Raw genomic sequence first — 18,417 nt, forward strand, 5'->3', positions numbered from 1 at the left:
ACTTATTTTTCTCCTCTTACTTCTTTTAAAAAAACCTCTGCATCTTTCATTGAATATTTTTTTGCTTTGCGCATCAATTTCAGAACCTGCTTTTTTTCTTCGTCATTCGCCTTTAAAGTGGCAACAAGGTTACGTGCTTGCAATTTCATATGTCCCGCTTGAATACCACTGGTCGAAATTGCCAAAATTGCCGCCAAATTGTTCGCTAAACCAACACTGGCAATAATTTCGGCTAGAGTCTTAGTATCAACTTTACCCAAAATTCGATAAACCTGCTGAACATCTTCACGAGCCGAAATGGAGCCGCCTACCGTGCCAATTGCTAAAGGCAGAGTTACTTCTCCGCAGAGCTTGTTATCTGCAACGATCCACTTTGACAAGCTGCGATATTGTCCATCCTGATTAGCTAGAACACCACAAGCCGCTTCAACGGCGCGATAGTCGTTGCCTGTTGCCAGCAGGACCGCATCAACGCCATTCATAATTCCTTTATTATTGGTCACAGCCCGATAAGGATTATCATGAGCAATCTGACTGAGCAAAGCAATTCTTTGGGCAACTTCAAGTCCACCAACGCTGGCTGGATCTAATGCGATTTTAGCCGTTGTCAATTGACTTGGATAATTGGATAAGATTGCAAACATTTTTTCATCAATGCCAGCATAGTTTTCTAGTTCAGCCGCCAAATATTCTAAAATCGAATTTGTTTTATTGGCACCCATCGCCTCTGCAGGATCAACCAATACTTTTAGATAAAGAAGGTCCTGCTTGACTTCGGCCTGGATTTTCTTTAGACCGCCGCCATGCTTAACCAAGGAGTTGAATTGCTGATTGGCTTTTTTAATCAAATCGGGGAAGGTTGTTTTTAGCATTTCTAAACTAAAGTGTTTATTAATCTTTAGAATGATTTGACCAAAAATCCCGTTCCGTTTGTTATCAGCTATGACGCCACCATTTTTAGCAAAAATACTCATGCCATGATTGGCAGCTGCAACCACAGATGGCTCCTCTGTTGCCATTGGTACCACATATTTTTGCTGATTGACAATTGCCTTTTGAACAAGGCCAACCGGCAAACGCAACTGGCCAATGACATTTTCACTTAATTTATCCAGCCGCGACAATACTGCATGATCAATTGCATCTAACTTGATGCCAGCAGCAAGCAGTTTTTCTCTTCTTTGTTCAGGACTAAGTTGATAAAATTTCATTATACGCGCTCGATTTCATAGGCAATTGCCTGTCCACCACCGATACATAGAGTGGCTAATGCCTTTTGCCCGTTTACCTTTTTTAAATCGCTGATTGCCGTTGTAATTAGACGGGTTCCCGTTGCTCCCAAGGGATGGCCTAAGGCAATTGCTCCACCTAAGATATTCAGCTTATCAGCCGGGATATGCAAGTCGCGTTTAAGAGCGACAGCTTGTGCCGCAAAAGCCTCATTAACTTCAAAGGCATCATAGTCATTAATTTGTGTTTTAGCCTTTTTTAGCAATTTTTTAACGGCGAAATATGGCGTATAGCCCATTAAACCTGGATCAAATCCAGCTTCTGCGAAGTCTCCAAGTTTAGCAAGTGGCTTTAGACCTAATTGGTCGCATTTTTCTTTAGTAGCTAAAATCAACATGCTTGCGCCATCATTTAAAGGTGAAGCGTTGCCCGCTGTCACTTTGCCGCCTTCTTTAAATACGGTTTTCAGCTTAGCTAAGGCAGACATACTTGTATCCGGACGAATGCTCTCATCTTGAGCTAAAGTCTCGCCATTAAGCGTAATTGGCAATATTTCATCCGCAAACGCATTTTCTTCAACCGCCTTGACGGCTTTTCTATGAGATTCAACACTAAAACGGTCCATTTCTTCTTTAGAAATATGATACTTCTCAGCAACGTTTTCCGCCGTGACACCCATGTGTTGCCCGGAAAAAGCATCAATCAAAGCATCGGTAAACAGAGTATTTCTTAAATGACCGCTTGGATTTTCTTTATCTTTTTTGTCAAGTACATACGGTGCATTGGTCATGCTTTCAGCACCACCAACGGCTACCAAATCCAGATCGCCCATCATCATCTGTCCTTGAGCTAGACGAACTGCTTTTAAACTCGAGCCACAGACGTCATTAACAGTTGTTGCGACCGTAGATTCAGGCAAACCTGAATTAAGTGCTACTTGCCGCGCCATATTTTCGCCTAAACCGGCTGCTATGACGTTTCCCATGAAGACAGCTTCAACTTCAGCCGGATCCAGATCAATCGCTTTTAAAGTCTCTTTTAGGGCCATTACGCCGAGATCAACGGCAGTTTGATCTTTAAAAAAGCCCTTATAACGACCAAAAGGCGTTCTTTTGGCTGCAACAATATAAATATCTCTCATCTAAAATTATTTCCCCTTTAGCTGTTTTTATATATACCTCATATATTATAAATAAAACCAAGAAAAAACTCAGGCATGATTGTCTAAGTTTTATTAATTCTTCAAATTATTTCTTTTCAGCAGCCAATTTCTTGCCTAAATTGATAATGTATTCGCGCAATTCATCTTTTGTCCTAAGATGATGCAAACCATATTCAATTGAAGTTTCAAGGTAACCTTCCTTGTTACCAACATCATGACGCTCACCCTTAAAGACGTGAGCAAATACTCTTTGGGTTTTGTTCATAGTATCGATCGCATCAGTTAATTGGATTTCGCCGCCACGACCTGGTTTTTGATGAGCTAAAATATCAAAAATCTCTGGCGTCAGCAAATAACGGCCGATAATTGCATAATCGCTTGGCGCTTTATCCACATCTGGCTTTTCCACAAATGCTTTAACGTTGATTAAGCCTGGTTCAATTTCATCAGAAGGTTCAATGACACCATATTTAGACACTTCTTCATGCGGCACTTTCATAACGGCAATTGTTGATGCGTGGGTTTTATCATAACGATCAATCAATTGTTTGGTTAATGGTTCTTTGTCATCCATTAAGTCGTCGCCAAGCATAACAGCAAAAGGCTCATCCCCAACGAAGCGGCGGGCCTTTAAAATAGCATCTCCTAAGCCGTTTGGATATGGTTGCCGAGTAAAGTACAAATTAACACCCAAATCGGTAATATCTTGCGTTAACTTAAGGAGTTTATTTTTACCTGTTTTGGCTAAGTCCTGCTCAAGTTCTGGGTTGGAATCAAAATGATCCTCAATTGAACGCTTATTTTTGCCAGTTACGATTAAAATATCTTCGATACCTGATTTTTTGGCTTCCTCAACGATAAATTGAATCGTAGGCTTATCAACAATTGGCAGCATTTCTTTTGGCATTGCCTTAGTTGCTGGTAAAAAACGGGTGCCAAGACCTGCAGCTGGAATAACTGCTTTTCTAACTTTCATAAATACACACTTTCTATTATTGATGACGTTTTTGCTGAATGTAAGAAGCAATTCGACCTGATGAATATTCTAAATCACCATATTTGATTCTAGTGATTGTCGCGTTAATGCTTGTTCCAAATAAGAAAAGCAAAGAAATAATGTTCAGCCACAACATGAAAATAATAAAGGTTCCAATAATGCCATAGTTTTCCCAACTGATAGGAAAATGATGCAAATAAAAGCCAAACAAATAAGACAGTGCTGACCAGCTAAGAACCGTAAAAATTACGCCAGGCCAAATAATTCTTTTCCGCAGCTTAATATTCGGCAAAACATAATTAAGATAAGCTACCGCAACTACCATCATCAGAATGATGACCGGATAGCGATAACTAAATATCTTTTTAATCTCTCCAACTGAAATGGACATAATTGGACGCAAGAACTCCAATACTTGCTGACCAAAAATCATTACTAAAGCAATTGCCGTAAAGACAATAATCATGAGCGCCGTCAAAAGAATAGTAAATGACCTTGTCCACAAAAAATTCAGAAAGGATAATTTTAACTCAACTGCATGAACGCCATAGAGTCGGTTCATTCCAACTCTAATTGCATTTACCATGTTCGAGAAAGACCAAATGGCCAAAATAATACCGAATGAAATATATCCGGTCGAATTATTTTTCAGTAAAGTGTTAATAATTGGCATGATATATTTGGAAACCTGATCCGGAAAAATAAGGTCCAAATAGTCTGCAATTGGCTCTGTATTGATATGAAATAGTGGCAGAACATTCCCAACAATAATTATGATTGGAAAGATTGAAAACAAAATATAATAGGCAATTACAATTGAACTTTGAAAAATTTCACCTTCAGCAAGCACTGAAGACAACTTTTTATAAAAAGAACCTGCTTGCTCTCTAAAGCGCCTGACAGAAGTCTTCATCCATATACCTTAGTCATCCATCTCATCAAAATGAGGCAAGTATTTTTCATAACCATCATATGGCTTTTGCAAAGTCAAAATCTTAGGACCATCTTTGGTAATTGCAAAAGTGTGTTCAAATTGGGCGGCTTTTGAACCATCTGAAGTAGCATAGTAAACCCAATCATCATTTGGATCATCAACAGTTCTTTGATCAATATGCCAATCGCCGCCTGCTTCAACCATTGGTTCACATGTAATAGTCATGCCCTCACGCAGGCGAAGACCATGACCGGCTTTCCCCCAGTGTGGAACTTCAGGATCTTCATGAATAGATGGTTGAATGCCATGACCAACTAATTCGCGAACGTCACCATAATGATGCTCATCTTCAACAAAAGTTTGAATAGCATGGCCGATATCACCAATTCTGTTGCCAAGAACAGCTTGATCAATCCCGAGATACATTGCTTTTCTGGTAGTTTCGATCAAATCTTGATCTTCTTTTGAAATTTTGCCTACAGGATAAGTAGTACATGAATCAGTTTCATAGCCATTAAGGTTGCAAGTTACGTCAACCTTAACAATGTCGCCTTCATTTAAAATGCGATCTTTTCTTGGAGTTTGGTGTGCAACTTCATCATTAACTGAGATGCAGGTACCATATTTATAGCCTTCGAAACCTTGTTCTGAAAGACGGCCACCCTTTGATTTAACGTATTTTTGGCACCATTCTTCAATATCCCAAGTTGAAATACCTGGTTTAATTACATCACGCAAGCCTTCAAACATTGATGCAAGAAGTCGGCCGGACTTTTGCATTCCTTGCAATTCACGAACAGATTTTATCGTTATCAAAATATTCTCTCCTCATCAAAAAAATAGTTATTTTTATTATAGCGTTTTTTAAAAGTTTGCTAAAGGATTACGATAATTATCAGAAATTATGTATAATAAAGGTTATATATGAGACGCATGAAAGGTAGAGTTATCATGAAAGCCAAAATTGTTTATGCCAGCCTGACTGGTAATGACGAAGATATAGCTGACATGCTTGAAGAAGATTTACAAGACTATGGCTTTGAAACAGACTCAAGCGACGTCAGTTTTGCGGATGCAAGTGAATATGAGGATGCAGATTTATGCATTTTCATTACCTACACTTACGGCGAAGGCACGATGACCGATGATTTGGCTGACTTTTACGACCAACTGAAAGATATTGATTTAAACGGCAAAGCTTTTGCGGTGATGGGTTCAGGAGACAAAACCTATGGTGAACACTTCTGTGAAAATGTTTTTGACTTCGAAAAAGCATTTAAAAAGTGCGGCGCCAAAGAAATCACAGCACCGGTAACCATTGAAAATGCTCCAGATGATGACGATATTGCGTTAATCGATCAAGCCGCAAAGGAAATGAATGAAAAACTAAATGGATAAAAATATGCAGCAAAATAAACGGGCTGTGGTTAGCGACGAAAAAAATATTCGTCATTTGGGGCAAAAGCTAATGAGACGTCATAGAAATTTATGTGTTTACATGCTTTTCGGTTTTGTCGCGGCTCTAATCAATACTGTGGCCTTCATGATCTTGCATCAGTGGTGGCACAGTGCCGTGGTGATTTCCAACACGATTGCTTTCATCGTTTCTAATTTGGCTTCTTTTTACTTTAATCAAAAAGCTGTCTTTATCAACAATGTCGACCATGAACATTCAACTTGGCATAAACTAGTAGCCTTTTTTACTTATAGAATCATTTCACTGATTCCAGATACATTGATTATGTTGGTTGGTCTTTCATGGCTCCATCTTAATGCCTTGCTTGTCAAAATTATTGATCAAATTTTAGTCGGAATTTTCAACTATCTGACGACCAGATCAGTCTTCCAAAAGCAAGAACATACAATGATTGAACGAGCAAAAATTCGGCTGGAACAACAAAAAGAAAAACATGAACACAAAAAAAGCAATGAGTAATCAAAACTCATTGCTTTTCTTTTATTCAAAATCCTTTGGTCTTGGACCTGTCTTGTCTGAGAAGTAGTATGCAATATCATCCATGATCCGATCAGCCGCATGACCATCCCCATATGGATTCTTTGCATTGGCCATCTTGTCATAGGCATCCTTGTTTTCCAAAAGCTCAAGCATGTTCTCTCTGACTTTATCCACTTCTGTACCCACAAGTCTTAAGGTTCCGGCTTTGACTCCTTCTGGGCGCTCAGTGGTATCTCTTAAAACAAGAACGGGCTTGCCAAGGCTTGGTGCTTCTTCTTGTACACCGCCGGAATCGGTCATGATGAAGTATGAACGTTTAGCCAAATTGTGGAAATCGACCACATCCAATGGTTCAATCAAGTGAATTCTCGGGTCACCGCCAAGAACTTCGTTGGCAACTTTTTGCACTCTTGGGGATAAGTGGACTGGATAAATGATTTCCACATCATCATGGCTGTCGATAACCTGCTTTATGACTTTGAAGACGCGGCGCATTGGTTCACCCTGATTTTCGCGACGGTGCATGGTTACCAAAATCACTTTGCTCCCAGGCGTAATTTCATCCATCACAGCGTGATGATAATCTTTTTGCACAGTTTCATGAAGAGCATCGATTGCAGTATTACCGGTCACAAAAATGCCATCTGGTTTGTGATTTTCTTTTAACAAATTAGACTTAGACAATTCAGTTGGTGCAAAGTAAAGATCAGCCATATCATCAGTCATTTGCCGGTTCATCTCTTCAGGAAACGGTGAATACTTGTTCCAAGTACGAAGTCCGGCCTCAACGTGGCCCAAAGTCGTTTGTTCATAAAAAGTGGCTAAGCTGGCAGCAAAACTTGTTGTGGTGTCGCCGTGAACTAGAACGATGTCTGGCTTTTCTTCTTGGATGACTTTAGCTAAATCATTCAAAACTTTTGAAGTAATATCCTCCAAAGTCTGGTTCTTGTGCATAATGTTAAAGTCATAGTCAGGCTTAATTTTAAAAATATCCAAAACCTGATCCAGCATTTCACGGTGCTGCGCACTAACAACCGTTACTTCATCAAAACGCTCATCTTTTTTCAGTTTTAAAACAAGCGGTGCCATTTTGATTGCTTCTGGACGCGTACCGAAAACCGTCATTACTTTTATTTTTTTCATTACGCTTTTTTTCCTTTATTTCATTGGATTAAGCATGATCACTGTCACTAAGCCCCAAACAAGAAATACACAAATTAATGCTGTGTATAACAAATATTTTCTTGTCTTTGGTGGCCGATTTTTATCCAAACCAAAAACCAGGCAAAAACAACCAATAATAATTGCGGCAGCTGCTAATAATAAATAAAGCATAAGTCTCTTTCTTATCCTAACTATTAAAAAATATGATCCTGGTGAGATTTGAACCCACGACACACGGTTTAGGAAACCGATGCTCTATCCAGCTGAGCTACAGGACCAGCACAAATTAACTTTATCATAAAATGACAGTTAATTCACTATGTAATAGATTAATATTTCCGACTAAAGAACGTCCGCGGATGATTCGTATCAGCGATTTTATCAGCAGCAAAAACAAACGGTGCCCAAATCGCCAATGCAATTAACATGTTGATTATTGCCAAGATAATTGCTCGCCAGTCATAATTGCAGGCCAAAAAGGAATTAAAAATCGGCGGCACAACCGATGGAACGGCAACTTGAACCGGATTGACCAAGCCCATAACGGTTATCCAATAAGAGAAAGCGACATTAACCAAGGGTGCCAGTATAAATGGAATAAAGTAAATTGGATTCAGAACAATGGGTAAACCAAAAACAACCGGTTCATTTATATTGAAAATTCCTGGAGCAAGTGCAACTTTGGCAATCGTGCGGTAATCACTACGTTTTGAAAATAGCAGAATCGCAATAATCAGCATCAATGTACCGCCCGTTCCGCCAAACCAGGCAAAAGAATCAAATGATCCTCTTACCCAAATAAATTTCGGAACTTGAGCATTTCGAGCAGCCGTGACATTGACATTTTGCGCAGTTAACCAAATTGAATCCAAAATTGGCGATAAAACAGCCAGACCATTTAGGCCGAAAAAGCCAAAGACTTGAACTAGCAGCGTGACAAGCATGACCACACCAAAGCCTTGACCTAATTTGACTAAAGGAATTTGAATTGCTTTCAAGAGCCAGTTGCCAAAATAAGTGCCCACAAATGTCTGAAAAAGATAATTGATTGCACCTACACCAAAGATTGCAAGAATTCCTGGAATCAAGGAATCAAATGCAGCTTGTTCAGCATGCGGCAAATTGGCCTGCAAATGAATCATGATCCGTGCTTTATAACATAATACATAAATGCCAAAGCCGAGTGAGCCGAATAAAATGGCAGTGAATATTCCCGTGGTTGAAAATTGCTCAATGCCAAAAGCTTGTTTGACCGTAACGTTTTCACCATGAAGCTTAATCTGTGCATAATTGGCAACGCTGATCATAAAACTGGACAATGAAATAATTGCTCCAGCCAAACGATTTGCTTCAAATGTCTTTGCCAACTGATAACCCAAGGAAACCGATAAGAATAACGCAAACAAGGCAAAACTGCCGCGCCAAACGATATTGCTGATTCTGGTCAACGGCTGCATGGCAAAAGCAAAGGTATCCCAACCCAATTGTGTTCTAGCAGCATCAATCAAGCTTTTAATCAGGACCGCTACTGATCCAGCAATTGTAATCGGCATTACTGAAACAAAAGCATTCCTCAAAGCTACCAACCACCGAATTTGAGCGATTCGGTTAGCAATTGGCAACAGATTATTCTCCATCCAATAAACTAATCGATTCATTTTTTCACCTTCAAATAATGTGGATGATAACCTTTACTCTTGTTCTTTCTCTTCTTATGCTTTTTAACTTTGGCAGTGACCACTGCCGTTGCCTCTTTTTTCTTTAGTTTTGGCTTCTTTTGCGTCAAATGATAGCCCGCAAAATAAACTCGCTTAACTTCAACTTCTCCAGCCAATAGCTTTTTCAGATCACGAAAATCATGATCATCGCCTAAAGTAACAACATAGCCTTCTTTATTCATCCGACCCGTTCGTCCAGCCCGGTGAAGGTAGGTATTAACCTCGCTTGGAATCTCATAGTTAATTACATAAGTTAAACCTGGAATATCCAAACCTCTCGCCGCTAAATCCGTTGCCAGCAGCAATTTGGTTTTGCCATTTGCTAAATCATGCAAGGCTTCTTCGCGACGCTGCTTGCTAAATTCATTAGCCAACAATTCAAATTTGGTTTTGGTGTGGCCGAAAATTCCAGCAAATCGGACCATAGTTTGATTTGAATCAAAAAAGAGAATCCCCTTAAATTGATCAAGTTTGGTCATTCTTTGCAAGAATTCTATTTTATGAGCATTATCGACTTGCAAGAAGTAGTGTTTGGTTGTCGTCTTTTGCTCTGGACGCACATCAATTAGTAAAAAGCGGCGGGCAAAAACATCTTCGGCATCCTGCGTTATTTCGGAATCAGTTGCGCCAAACAGCAAAATCTGTGCCTCACTTGCAAGATTCTGCCCTAATGAACTAAGCAATTCCATCTTAGTAAATTCCAATATGTCATCAGCCTCATCGATAACCAATGACTTAATCTGGGCTACTTTTATACGTCCGCTAGAAAAGAAGTCAAAAAAACGTCCTGGAGTGGCAACAACTACCTCTGGATGCTTTTTCTTCAGTTTATCTTCTTGACGCCCGCGATTACCAGCACCTACCAAGGACACTCCGCTTAAGCCTAGGGCATGCAAATAAGGATTAATTGCATGTCTGATTTGAACGGCTAATTCAGTAGTCGGCGCAATAATTACAGCGCTATTTGCTTCGCCCTTTTTGATTCTTTCCAAAACCGGCAACGCATAAGCTAATGTTTTACCAGTTCCTGTTTTAGCCAGGCAAACACAGCTGGCACCATTCAAAATGGCGTCATAGCTTTCTTTTTGAATTAAGGTTGGTGTTTCTTTATGTTCTTTTGCGAGAACTGCTTTAATTTTTTCTTGATACATTATTGTGTTAATTGTCCATATTTCTGTTTATATTGAGTAACCGAACCGTTATAAGAAAACATCGTTACTCCCTTTTCCAAGCCACTAACATCCTTGACTCGACCATTAGTAGTATAACGCCAAAATGCATATTTCATTTTATTTGGCTGCTTGCTGCCAGACGTGATAAATTGCGTTTTTGCCGGGAAAAATTTTGCATAATGATAATCGACCGCTACAATCACTTTCTTACCTGATTGCATTAATTTTTCTGCAAGCTGCCCCATTTTGCTTAGGTAGCTGCTCTTTGTACTGGCAACAGCCGGAATAAGCATAATTGGCAAACTGCCAGAATTATTGCCGACTTTTTTAACAAAATATTGATACTGCTGCTGAGGTGTTGACTGATTGCTAAAGTAAATCTCCGTGCCAAAAGCCAGCTTCGTTCCTTGAATCTGATCACGATAGGACAGATAGTTATCATCAAAATAAGATTGTCCTTGTGTGCCGCGCAAATAAACAAAAGAAATTCCGTTTGCCTGCAATTTATGCAAATCAATGTAATCAAAATCCTGCGTCAATTCTACGCCGATGACACTGGTATTCGAATTGCTGGGCAAGGTTGTTTGCCGGCGAAAATTAAGAAAACCGATGAAAAGACCTGCCACTGCTAAAACAAGCAACGTTAAAATCAACGGCAAAGTAAATTTATGATGAAACCTCTTCATCGCTTTTTCCTCCCTAACTAACTATTTTAACCAATCTTTTCTTCTATACCAAGCCCTTAATATTTTGTATAATAAAAAGAGTTTGATTTATGTTCTTTTCTGAAAGGTTGATACAATGAAAAGACAGATTTCCTTCACCCAGGCTCTGGCGACCGTAGTCGGATCAGTCATTGGTGCTGGAGTTTTTTTCAAAATAGGTACAATTACGGCCCAGACAGGCAGTACTTCAATGACCTTGTTTGTCTGGATATTAGCCGGAGTAATTTCAATTGCTTCCGGCTTAACCGTTTCTGAAATTGCGGCCAGTTTGAAAGTCAACGGGGCAATTAAATATTTAGACTATACATATGGCAGAGTGTGGGGCTTTCTCTTCGGTTGGGCACAAATGATCGTCTACTTTCCCGCCCAAATCGGAGCCTTAAGTTCTATCTTTGGCGTTCAATTTGTTTCTTTGTTTGGCATCTCCAATAAATTTTCCAATCTAATTGCGATTTTACTGGTTCTATTCTTATTTGGAATTAACCTAATTGGAACGAAAGTTTCCAGTAAAATGCAATCAGTAATTACGGTATTAAAAATTATTCCAATTGTTTTAATCATTATCTGGGGAATTTTCAATCAAAATCGAATCAATATTCAAATTTTGCCACTTACAGTTGGTGCCGGCAAATCAATGGCTGGTGGCCTAAGTCAAGGTCTTCTTTCAGCACTTTTTGCCTTTGAAGGCTGGATTGTAGTTACTAATCTCGCCAACGAAGTAAAGAATCCTGAAAAGGACCTTTCAAGAGCCATTATTGCTGGATTGTCCATTATCACTTTGATCTACGTACTGATCAATTATACCTTTTTGACTGTTCTGCCAATTCATCAATTAGTCAATAACAACAACGCTGCTTTTGAAGCATCGAGTAAATTATTTGGTCAATTTGGCGGCAAATTGGTAACTGTCGGCATTTTGATTTCGGTCTATGGTGCAGTTTTAACGCCTTTATGCTAACAGGGATGAGAACGCCGTATATTCTTGCTCAGGACAATTTGCTCCCTTATTCTAATAAGATTGGTAAAACTAATATCCATACTGGTGTACCAATTATTGGCGCCGTAATCGTCAATTTGATTGCAATCATTATGATTTTGCTAGGCAACTTTAATGTTCTAACTGACATGCTGGTCTTTGTCATGTGGACCTTCAATACAATGCTTTCAATTGCAGTTCTTGTTTTGCGCAAGCGGGAACCTGAATTAAAGAGACCATTCTCGGTTCCTTGGTATCCATTGATTCCACTAATTTCAATTATCGGTGGTGTTTTCATTGTTGTTTCCACAATTATCAACCAATTCATTCTTTCAATGATTGGAATTGGCTTAACCTTGCTAGGAATGCCAATTTATTATTACAAGCAAAAACAAAATAAGGCCAACAATAATTTAAAGAATTAATTTTTGTAAAAAAACCTTGCCGCTTTTGGGCAAGGTTTTTTATTTACCTTTTTTAATTACTTGGCATATTTATCAATAATTTCTGGCTTTAATACACCGATATAAGGAATATTACGATACATGTTTAAAAAGTCTAAACCGTAGCCAACAACAAATTCGTTGCCAACTTTTGAACCATAATAATCGACTGTGACGTCAGTTGTTCTGCGAGCGTCCTTATTCAAAAGAGCACAGCACTTAACGCTCTTAGCTCCGCGACCCTTAATTAGGTCCCTCATAAACTTCAACGTTAAGCCAGTATCAACAATATCTTCGATAATCAACACATCGCGATCTTTGACATCGGCACTAAGATCTGTCACTACTTTAATTTTTCCAGTAGATTCAAAACCATTGCCATAACTGGAAACATCAAGGAAATCTAATTGATGGGCAACATCCATTTGCCGGGTAACATCAGTTAAGAAATAAATTGCGCCTTTTAAAGCACCAACAACCAATGGTTTTTTGCCAGCATAATCTTCAGTTAATTGCTTGCCCAAGCGGACGCACATTTCATGAATGTCATCTTCAGTGAATAACTTATGATCAATAATTTGATTAATATTATCTGCCATTTTGTTTAAATATTCCTTTACTAATAATCATTAATAAATACTCGATAAAAGTGATTATAACATCTTTATATAAAAAAGCGCTAGTCTCAGCGCTTTCTCTTAACCTTTTTAAAAATTATGCTTATTCTTGATCAGCATTTTTTTCACTTTCAGGTTTAACAATAAACCATCTCATAAAACCTTGCTCAATACTATCAAGTTTGAAATTGTAACCTTCAATTGTGATGGAATCACCCTTTTTAAGATCAGGATAATGTTCCATCATATAACCACCAATAGTAATAATATCGCTATCTTGAAAGCTCTTCAAATTAGTATGGAAGTAGCGTTCAAAATCATACAGGGTAGTTTTACCAGAAACGTGAACATTGCCTTCTTTATCCTTAATGATGTAATCATCAGAAACATCATCAATTTCATCTTTAACGGAACCAAAGAGCTCTTCATAAATATCTTTATCAGTTACAATTCCGCTCGTACCACCGTATTCATCAACTACCAAAACAATTGGTGTATGTTTTTGAATCATCAAATGCAAAATATCTTGAATTGGCATTGATTCAGGTACAGCAATAATTGTCCGAATAATTCTGGTTACAGGGACGTTGTTGTCCACTTGGTTTTGCTGAACTATGTCATAAGCATAAACATAACCAACGACGTCGTCTTTATCATTATCACGAACAACTGGAAAACGACTGAATCCTTCATCCAAATACATTTTAAGGGCTTGTTTAATTGTGTCAGTTGAATCAAGAACCGTTAAGCGTGTCCGGTCAGTCATAATGTCCTTTGCAACTTTATCATTAAGCTCAAAGGCACGTTCCATGTAAGTTAAATCATATTTATCAAGTGATCCACCATGAACGGCATTTTGCGATAACTTAATAATTTCAGACTGTGAATAAATTTCGTTTTCTTCGTCAGCCGGCTGGAATCCCATTAACTTTAATAGTCCATTGGAACTCTTGTTTAAAAGCCAAACAAACGGATAAACCAAGGTATGGAACCATTGCAGCGGCGTAATGATACCCATTAAAATTTTGACCGGCATATCAATTGCAATATTCTTAGGCACGATTTCGGTAACGACAACTTCCAAGTAAGTTAACAAAATCAAAGCTAAAATAGTACTGACTGATTTTACCAATGAAAGATTCATTGGCGTCAACTTAAATAGTTTTTCAAGAATGGCAGCAATTGTATCACCCGAGAACCAACCTAAAATAGCACCAACTAAAGTAGTACCAACCTGGGTAGTTGACAAATACTCATTCAGATTGCGAACCATATGCAATCCCCGTTTTACTTTTTTCTTGTTGCCCTGACCATTACTAAGCATATCTTCAAGTTGACTGGCACGAGTCTGCACTAACGCAAATTCGGCAGCAACGAAAAAGGAAGCAAAGATAAAAATAATCAGTGTTGCAATCAAATTTTCAATTATTTCAGGATCACTCAAAATTTTGTCACCTTTTTAATAAGAATTTATAAAATCTTCCGTTTACTTTCATTCTACCATTCTTATAAAAACTTATTTACTCAACTTATAAATCTTTTCAAATGGTACTCTGTCTGGGTAGAACTTTGGATCATTTACTTCTGCACCATTGTCGCGATAGCCAAGTGCAATTGCCATTCCGACCATTTCATTTTCAGAAATGCCGGCATATTTGCGAACCAGGTCAGGATAAGAAACCGATGAGTGCGCGGGCATTACTGAAATACCGTTATTAATTGCTGAAAGCTTCAAGCTTTGTGCAAAGATTCCCAAGTCAAAAACAGACCAAGCTGGGGAAATCTTAGGAATGGTCAAAAATGCAATTGCTGGTGCATTAAACATTTCCTTATTTGCTTCATTAAACAAATTAAGCTTATTTCTAAAAAAAGTATGTCTGCGAAGCACCCATTGTTGCCATGTTGCGACTTGGAAAAGTATCCCAATCAAGCGAAAGCATTGATGCAAAGTCTTCGCTTGGCTCTTTGCCAGAATCAGCGTTTTCCATTTGTGCCTGCTTTAATTTAGCTAAACTGCCACCCGTTACCATGTAGACGTGCCATGGTTGAGAATTAAGCAAGGATGGTGAATGCTGCGCATCTTTAACAATTTTAGCCAGCAATCTTTCATTTACTTTCCGGTTAGTAAATTTACGGGTTACTCTTTCCTTTTTAAAAACTTCATCAAAATCCATTTAGAAGGCCCTCCTTATTTCTTAGTTTAAATTATATTAAAACCAGAATAATTTTTCTTACTTTTGCTCTTCTTTCTTTGCTTTTTTTTCGGCCTCTCGCTTTTTAATTGCTTCTCGCATCGCCAAGTCATTCTTGTGAACAGTATTAAGAGCCGTTATTGTCAATTCTAAACCACCAATACAAATTAATATTAGACCTAATGGAAACAAAAAGAAGAAATGCGGATTATTTTTTAATGGCGCAACAATCCCCCAACAGAGAATTCCTGCAATCATAATTACAATTCCTATAACAACACTTTTGGTACTTGGTCTATATCTTTTCATAAAATCACTCTTTCAAATATTTCTTTAAGGCTGTTACCTGCTTCTGCCCTTCATTAATTCCAATCTGGTAAATGCGCTTTAATTCATCCTTATTAGTCTCAACCGTACCAATTTCAAGCGGATATGGCGGACGAATCACAAAAATCTTCTTTTCCTTTTCTTGCCGTTCAATTTCATCAAGACAGCGATTATAATCTTGTGATCGTGTTTTTATTTTCTTTAAAATGGCTGGATATTGCCGTAAAACCATTTTCTCAATTGGCCACAATTTATCTTTGCCTTTGCGATATTCTCTAGGCTGAGTAGTTATCACGACGTTTAAATCATAATGCTTTTCTACAAAGGTCAATGGTATTGAGTCGGAAACCCCACCATCAAAATAGTAATGTCCTTTAATGGCGACAGGATGTGCAAAAAATGGAATAGAAGCCGAAGCTCTAACCCATTCAAGGTCCGTATAACTGCCATCCCTTAAAAGATGATAGTCAGCTTCACCAGTCTCAACATCAGTGGATACGCTCCAAAATTCCATTGGATTTTCTCTAAAAGTTTTTTTATCAAACGGATCGTACTCTTCAGGAATCAAATGGTAGCAAAAATTTGCCGCATATAAATTGCCCGATTGAAACCAAGACTTCCAACTGGCATAACGTGGATTGCCAGCAAAACGTAAATTATAACGCAATACTCGTCCAGGCTGTTTAGATTTCAGATTAACGCCAAAAGCCGTACCAGCTGATACGCCAACTGCTCCGTCAAAAGTTACATTGTTTTTCATCAAGACATCAAGAACGCCAGCGGTAAACATTCCACGCATTGCACCGCCTTCAAGAACTAGTCCCTTTTTCACCTGAACACCTCCATATTTACTCTACTTATTATTTTATAACAAAAAAGTCCCGACTAAACGTCGGAACTTCAAAACTATCAAATTACCTATTATCAAATTGAGGTTAATTTAACTCTCGGGGGGGAAAAATATTTAACAAAACAATTAGTTAAAATGAATAGTTTGTGCTTTTTCGGAATGCTGAATGCTTCGCTTTTCAATTGGATCAACAGCCTTAAGCAGATCCATGTTAGTGTAAACAACAATTACACTGTCATCATAACCGGCATCAGTAATTTGTTTCAGGTCCATTGTGGCTAACTGATCACCTGCTGAAACTTGATCGCCTTGTTTAACATTAGTAGTGAAAGGAGCACCTTTTAACTCTACTGTATCAAGACCTAAGTGAATTAAAAGCTCAAGACCCTCTTTAGTTTTAATTCCAATTGCATGCTTAGTTGGGAAAACAGTAGAAATTTCACCGCTTACAGGAGCATAAACATTGCCATCATTTGGCTTAATTGCAAAGCCATCACCTAACATCTTTGTTGAAAAGACGTCATCTTTAACATCAGTAATTGGCATCAATTCACCACTTACTGCTGCTAAAACTTCAGTACCAGTAGCTTTCTTTTTCTTAAAGAAATTGAACATAATTATAACCTCAACTTTTTATAAACTCATTAAAAGGATAAATCCGAAACAAATTACTAAAAACAAACCGGAAACAATGCTGACAACTGTTACTGTTGCATCACGCTGCCCATTCTTAAGACTTTTTGCTTCGTGAATTCCAATTAAAGCCATCACAAAACAAAGGAAATTGCCAACAAGAATTTGACTTATAGCTTGCCACATCATGAAGAAACGATAATTCTCATAAGTTTCAAGCACTTCTTGTTCCTTCAGTAATAAATAGTATCCTGTCATCAAATCAACGAATGCGATGATCACACCCACTGCAACCGCTGGTTGTTTGAACATTACTGTCCATGATTGCTTGCTAGCGAGAATGCGCATTTCAATCATTAACCAAAGAGCAATTGGGATTAAAAACAAGATGTAAGAATACCATTCAATGGTTCGATTTGCATCTAAATGTACCGTTCTTGCAATTCGGTCAAGTAGATTCGAAAATTTGCGTTTACTTACTGCCCACATCACGGTTCCTCTTTTCATTATGAAAGGCTGAATAATCACTAACCAATAGATCAACTAAACAATAGGCTGGAGTAAAGGCAACCTCTTGGTTATCTTCAGGTCCTTCCAAAAAACTACAGTTGGAAAATACATATTGTATTTCGTTAAAGATGCTAATTTATTTTGCTTCATGTTGGTTAATGAAACCAAAACAAACTTATCCGTCCGCAACTTCAATTTTGCAATTTCTTCATTGATGATCTTACTGTCACCCGAAAATGAAATAATGAATAGTACATCACCTTTTTTAGCATTTCGACTTGCAGCCTTAAGCTCATCGACAGCAGAAGGCAAAATTGTCGTATGTAAACCAACCATGAATAACTCATGTGAAATGTATTGTGCAATTAGCTGCTGTTCCCATCCAGTTGAAAAAAGATAGACCATGCTTGCATTATCAAAAGCTTGATATAGATTTTTCAAATTCAAGCTATGAAAATACTTTACAACATCAGCTGTTGCCTTTAACAAATCATGAGCAAAATCACTATGGGCTCTAATTGCTCGATTCTCAGACGAAGCAAGTTCATGGAGATCAAACTTTAATTCACTATAACCACTAAGTCCTAATTTCTTGCAGAGTCTGAAAATAGCGGATTCTGAAACATACAGTTTTTTTGCTAATTTAGACAAACTGAGTTTGCTGCAAGATTCTGGGTTATTTACAACAAATTGAATGATCTTTTTTTCAGAATCATTCAATTTATCGTTATTATTTAAAATCATTGTTTTTAGATTTGCCATAACTCGTGCCTTTAAATACATTCAAAATGTAAATATATTTTAGCACAA

18 protein-coding genes, 1 tRNA gene and 2 pseudogenes are annotated in these 18,417 nt (G+C 38.0%); 3 read left to right on the top strand and 18 right to left on the bottom strand.

Annotation, left to right across the window (positions count from 1 at the left end):
- Nucleotides 1-2: 2 nt before the first annotated feature.
- The 5 genes from HMPREF0493_RS07255 to map all read right to left on the bottom strand — a co-directional run bounded on the left by HMPREF0493_RS07255 (nucleotide 3) and on the right by map (nucleotide 5,139).
- Entirely contained in the window at nucleotides 3-1,211 is a 1,209-nt protein-coding gene (locus tag HMPREF0493_RS07255) for a hydroxymethylglutaryl-CoA reductase, degradative (protein WP_006352677.1), read from the bottom strand.
- Nucleotides 1,211-2,371, bottom strand: coding sequence for a thiolase family protein (locus HMPREF0493_RS07260; protein WP_006352678.1), 1,161 nt, complete (start codon nucleotides 2,369-2,371; stop codon nucleotides 1,211-1,213). Before HMPREF0493_RS07260 ends, HMPREF0493_RS07255 begins: the two co-directional genes overlap by 1 nt.
- 106 nt (nucleotides 2,372-2,477) lie before the next feature.
- Entirely contained in the window at nucleotides 2,478-3,368 is an 891-nt protein-coding gene (gene galU, locus HMPREF0493_RS07265; protein ID WP_006352679.1) for a UTP--glucose-1-phosphate uridylyltransferase GalU, read from the bottom strand.
- 16 nt (nucleotides 3,369-3,384) lie between these two features.
- Complete coding sequence (locus tag HMPREF0493_RS07270; protein WP_006352680.1) at nucleotides 3,385-4,302, bottom strand: YihY/virulence factor BrkB family protein; 918 nt, start codon at nucleotides 4,300-4,302, stop codon at nucleotides 3,385-3,387.
- A 9-nt stretch (nucleotides 4,303-4,311) separates the two neighbouring features.
- The gene (gene map, locus HMPREF0493_RS07275) at nucleotides 4,312-5,139 is read right to left on the bottom strand and encodes a type I methionyl aminopeptidase (RefSeq protein WP_006352681.1); all 828 of its coding nucleotides are present in this window, start codon (nucleotides 5,137-5,139) and stop codon (nucleotides 4,312-4,314) included.
- Between the two features lie 135 nt (nucleotides 5,140-5,274).
- On the opposite strand from map, the gene HMPREF0493_RS07280 reads away from it, so the two are divergent.
- A complete protein-coding gene (locus HMPREF0493_RS07280) occupies nucleotides 5,275-5,721 on the top strand; it encodes a flavodoxin (RefSeq protein WP_040457417.1) in 447 nt (148 codons plus the stop codon).
- Between the two features lie 4 nt (nucleotides 5,722-5,725).
- Nucleotides 5,726-6,259 (top strand): GtrA family protein, encoded by a 534-nt coding sequence (locus HMPREF0493_RS07285; protein WP_040457446.1) that lies wholly within the window; start codon nucleotides 5,726-5,728, stop codon nucleotides 6,257-6,259.
- 21 nt (nucleotides 6,260-6,280) lie between these two features.
- Here HMPREF0493_RS07285 and wecB read toward each other — a convergent pair whose 3' ends face one another.
- The 5 genes from wecB to HMPREF0493_RS07315 all read right to left on the bottom strand — a co-directional run bounded on the left by wecB (nucleotide 6,281) and on the right by HMPREF0493_RS07315 (nucleotide 11,020).
- On the bottom strand, nucleotides 6,281-7,423 hold the full coding sequence (wecB, locus tag HMPREF0493_RS07290) for a non-hydrolyzing UDP-N-acetylglucosamine 2-epimerase (protein WP_006352684.1): 1,143 nt from the start codon (nucleotides 7,421-7,423) through the stop codon (nucleotides 6,281-6,283).
- A 225-nt stretch (nucleotides 7,424-7,648) separates the two neighbouring features.
- Nucleotides 7,649-7,722, bottom strand: a tRNA-Arg gene (locus tag HMPREF0493_RS07300).
- 51 nt (nucleotides 7,723-7,773) lie between these two features.
- Complete coding sequence (locus tag HMPREF0493_RS07305) at nucleotides 7,774-9,102, bottom strand: PTS sugar transporter subunit IIC (RefSeq protein WP_006352686.1); 1,329 nt, start codon at nucleotides 9,100-9,102, stop codon at nucleotides 7,774-7,776.
- A complete protein-coding gene (locus HMPREF0493_RS07310; protein WP_006352687.1) occupies nucleotides 9,099-10,313 on the bottom strand; it encodes a DEAD/DEAH box helicase in 1,215 nt (404 codons plus the stop codon). Before HMPREF0493_RS07310 ends, HMPREF0493_RS07305 begins: the two co-directional genes overlap by 4 nt.
- Nucleotides 10,313-11,020 carry a GH25 family lysozyme gene (locus HMPREF0493_RS07315; RefSeq protein WP_006352688.1) on the bottom strand — a complete coding sequence of 236 codons (708 nt, stop codon included), beginning with the start codon at nucleotides 11,018-11,020 and terminating at the stop codon, nucleotides 10,313-10,315. Before HMPREF0493_RS07315 ends, HMPREF0493_RS07310 begins: the two co-directional genes overlap by 1 nt.
- 115 nt (nucleotides 11,021-11,135) lie before the next feature.
- Between HMPREF0493_RS07315 and HMPREF0493_RS07320 the strand changes: the two are divergent.
- A pseudogene (locus tag HMPREF0493_RS07320) lies at nucleotides 11,136-12,460 on the top strand (APC family permease).
- A gap of 56 nt (nucleotides 12,461-12,516) precedes the next feature.
- Here the strand turns inward: HMPREF0493_RS07320 and hpt are convergent.
- From hpt to HMPREF0493_RS07360, 8 genes and pseudogenes are all read right to left on the bottom strand, one after another.
- Entirely contained in the window at nucleotides 12,517-13,077 is a 561-nt protein-coding gene (gene hpt / locus HMPREF0493_RS07325; protein ID WP_006352691.1) for a hypoxanthine phosphoribosyltransferase, read from the bottom strand.
- A gap of 121 nt (nucleotides 13,078-13,198) precedes the next feature.
- The gene (locus HMPREF0493_RS07330; RefSeq protein ID WP_006352692.1) at nucleotides 13,199-14,539 is read right to left on the bottom strand and encodes a hemolysin family protein; all 1,341 of its coding nucleotides are present in this window, start codon (nucleotides 14,537-14,539) and stop codon (nucleotides 13,199-13,201) included.
- A gap of 72 nt (nucleotides 14,540-14,611) precedes the next feature.
- A pseudogene (locus HMPREF0493_RS07335) lies at nucleotides 14,612-15,269 on the bottom strand (nitroreductase).
- Between the two features lie 57 nt (nucleotides 15,270-15,326).
- A complete protein-coding gene (locus tag HMPREF0493_RS07340; RefSeq protein WP_006352695.1) occupies nucleotides 15,327-15,596 on the bottom strand; it encodes a hypothetical protein in 270 nt (89 codons plus the stop codon).
- Nucleotides 15,597-15,600: 4 nt separating this feature from the next.
- Nucleotides 15,601-16,446, bottom strand: coding sequence for a patatin-like phospholipase family protein (locus HMPREF0493_RS07345; RefSeq protein ID WP_006352696.1), 846 nt, complete (start codon nucleotides 16,444-16,446; stop codon nucleotides 15,601-15,603).
- A gap of 144 nt (nucleotides 16,447-16,590) precedes the next feature.
- Nucleotides 16,591-17,079, bottom strand: coding sequence for a PTS sugar transporter subunit IIA (locus tag HMPREF0493_RS07350; RefSeq protein ID WP_006352697.1), 489 nt, complete (start codon nucleotides 17,077-17,079; stop codon nucleotides 16,591-16,593).
- Nucleotides 17,080-17,097: 18 nt separating this feature from the next.
- Nucleotides 17,098-17,586, bottom strand: coding sequence for a hypothetical protein (locus HMPREF0493_RS07355; protein WP_040457419.1), 489 nt, complete (start codon nucleotides 17,584-17,586; stop codon nucleotides 17,098-17,100).
- A gap of 54 nt (nucleotides 17,587-17,640) precedes the next feature.
- Nucleotides 17,641-18,369 (bottom strand): MurR/RpiR family transcriptional regulator, encoded by a 729-nt coding sequence (locus HMPREF0493_RS07360; RefSeq protein ID WP_228117008.1) that lies wholly within the window; start codon nucleotides 18,367-18,369, stop codon nucleotides 17,641-17,643.
- Nucleotides 18,370-18,417: the final 48 nt, after the last annotated feature.

The organism is Lactobacillus amylolyticus DSM 11664 (assembly GCF_000178475.1).
GTDB lineage: Bacteria > Bacillota > Bacilli > Lactobacillales > Lactobacillaceae > Lactobacillus > Lactobacillus amylolyticus.

What these genes read in the sequence shown, in the direction of transcription:
- HMPREF0493_RS07315 (WP_006352688.1), bottom strand. Translation starts at nt 11,020, where the DNA reads ATGAAGAGGTTTCATCATAAATTTACTTTGCCGTTGATTTTAACGTTG.
- HMPREF0493_RS07285 (WP_040457446.1), top strand. Translation starts at nt 5,726, where the DNA reads ATGCAGCAAAATAAACGGGCTGTGGTTAGCGACGAAAAAAATATTCGT.
- HMPREF0493_RS07255 (WP_006352677.1), bottom strand. Translation starts at nt 1,211, where the DNA reads ATGAAATTTTATCAACTTAGTCCTGAACAAAGAAGAGAAAAACTGCTT.
- wecB (WP_006352684.1), bottom strand. Translation starts at nt 7,423, where the DNA reads ATGAAAAAAATAAAAGTAATGACGGTTTTCGGTACGCGTCCAGAAGCA.
- HMPREF0493_RS07270 (WP_006352680.1), bottom strand. Translation starts at nt 4,302, where the DNA reads ATGAAGACTTCTGTCAGGCGCTTTAGAGAGCAAGCAGGTTCTTTTTAT.
- HMPREF0493_RS07310 (WP_006352687.1), bottom strand. Translation starts at nt 10,313, where the DNA reads ATGTATCAAGAAAAAATTAAAGCAGTTCTCGCAAAAGAACATAAAGAA.
- HMPREF0493_RS07340 (WP_006352695.1), bottom strand. Translation starts at nt 15,596, where the DNA reads ATGAAAAGATATAGACCAAGTACCAAAAGTGTTGTTATAGGAATTGTA.
- HMPREF0493_RS07305 (WP_006352686.1), bottom strand. Translation starts at nt 9,102, where the DNA reads ATGAATCGATTAGTTTATTGGATGGAGAATAATCTGTTGCCAATTGCT.
- hpt (WP_006352691.1), bottom strand. Translation starts at nt 13,077, where the DNA reads ATGGCAGATAATATTAATCAAATTATTGATCATAAGTTATTCACTGAA.
- galU (WP_006352679.1), bottom strand. Translation starts at nt 3,368, where the DNA reads ATGAAAGTTAGAAAAGCAGTTATTCCAGCTGCAGGTCTTGGCACCCGT.
- HMPREF0493_RS07355 (WP_040457419.1), bottom strand. Translation starts at nt 17,586, where the DNA reads ATGTGGGCAGTAAGTAAACGCAAATTTTCGAATCTACTTGACCGAATT.
- HMPREF0493_RS07260 (WP_006352678.1), bottom strand. Translation starts at nt 2,371, where the DNA reads ATGAGAGATATTTATATTGTTGCAGCCAAAAGAACGCCTTTTGGTCGT.
- HMPREF0493_RS07360 (WP_228117008.1), bottom strand. Translation starts at nt 18,369, where the DNA reads ATGGCAAATCTAAAAACAATGATTTTAAATAATAACGATAAATTGAAT.
- HMPREF0493_RS07280 (WP_040457417.1), top strand. Translation starts at nt 5,275, where the DNA reads ATGAAAGCCAAAATTGTTTATGCCAGCCTGACTGGTAATGACGAAGAT.
- HMPREF0493_RS07350 (WP_006352697.1), bottom strand. Translation starts at nt 17,079, where the DNA reads ATGTTCAATTTCTTTAAGAAAAAGAAAGCTACTGGTACTGAAGTTTTA.